This is a genomic window from Rheinheimera mesophila (assembly GCF_000986865.1).
GTDB classification, from domain to species: Bacteria; Pseudomonadota; Gammaproteobacteria; order Enterobacterales; family Alteromonadaceae; genus Pararheinheimera; species Pararheinheimera mesophila.
The window spans coordinates 1-1,232 of the sequence record NZ_LAVS01000081.1 but is presented as its reverse complement, the minus strand read 5'-3'; the positions used below and the strand labels follow the sequence as shown (position 1 = coordinate 1,232).

The 1,232-nt window shown below is 49.4% G+C and carries 1 protein-coding gene; it reads right to left on the bottom strand.

All coding sequences use genetic code 11. The features are described from left to right. The coding region (locus SD53_RS12640; RefSeq protein WP_046520567.1) for a tetratricopeptide repeat protein at positions 1 to 1,232 on the bottom strand (1,232 nt) is incomplete at both ends.

Genomic DNA, 1,232 nt, shown 5'->3' with positions numbered 1-1,232 from the left:
TGTGCTCTTCCGATCTTCCAAACTCGCCCTTAACGCCTCTAAATCGGCTCTGACCTGCTGTAGACCTTTCGCTAACAGGGCGTGCGTTTGCATCGGCATCACCAGCAGAAGGTGTCCCTGAGTTTTGGCTTTGTGATGATGCAGCACCAGCTCAGTGAAACTGCGCCATTGTGGGAGTTGGATCAGAGCTCCAGAGCGATTTTTTTTCTGTTTGCTCAGTAAAAGTAGCAGTGCAAAGACAGTCAATGCCAACAGCATCAGACTCATCCACAGCCATTGTTTCAGTTGAGTTTGCTGACTGAAATGCAGCTCCTGTTGTTTTTCTTGCTGTAGCTGTAATTCAAGACTGCTTTGCAGATTGTCCAGTTGTATCTTGCTGGTGTCGTTTAGCTCTGCAACCTCGAGTTGATTGGCCGTTTTCTCCAGTTGATAGGCTTGTTGCCATTGTTGCTCAAGTGCGGCCAGTTCAGCGCTTAATGCCAGATGCTTGCGCTTCAGATACGCTGCCAGTTTATCCGGCTCCGGAGCCGCCTCAGCCAGCATCAGTTTGGCCGAACTGTAATTTTGTTTTTTGATAAAGACATTCGCCAGGAATAAAGCCGTTTCTGCTTTAATCGATTGTGCCGAAAGCTGACTGGCCAATTGATGGGCTTTAGTCAGCAACTGTTCGGACTGATCCAGATCGCCTTGTTCCAGTGCAAGCTCGGACAAGCTGACATGGGCGGAGATCAACATGTACGGATCCTCACTTTCCACCGCCAGTTTCAGCGCTTTGTCGTAGGTGGCTTTGGCTTTATCCAGTTGCTTTAACACCAACTGACTGTCACCGCTGTTGATCAAGGCATTGGCCTGGGCACTCAGACTGTCTAATTGCTGGTACAACCCGGCGGCCTGATTAAAATGTTGTAATGCCAGTTCATGTTGTTCCAGCTTTTGATAAGCCATGCCCAACCGCATACTGATCGAGGCGATCGCTTGTTGATCGCCCATTTCGCTGGCAAGGGGTAAGGCAGATTTAAAATACTGGTAGGCTTTACTCAGGTTGTTGTTTTGCAAGTGCAGGCGCCCGAGCATAATCATTGAATCCAGCAGACGCTGTTTATCTGCGGCTTTGCTGGCTAAGGCCAGGCTTTGTGTGGCCGCTTTCATGGCTAGTTCAGCATTTCCCTGCTGATTGTAGGCCTGGGCAAAACTCTCCAGTATATCCATGCGTAAACTGAGTAGGGTTGCCG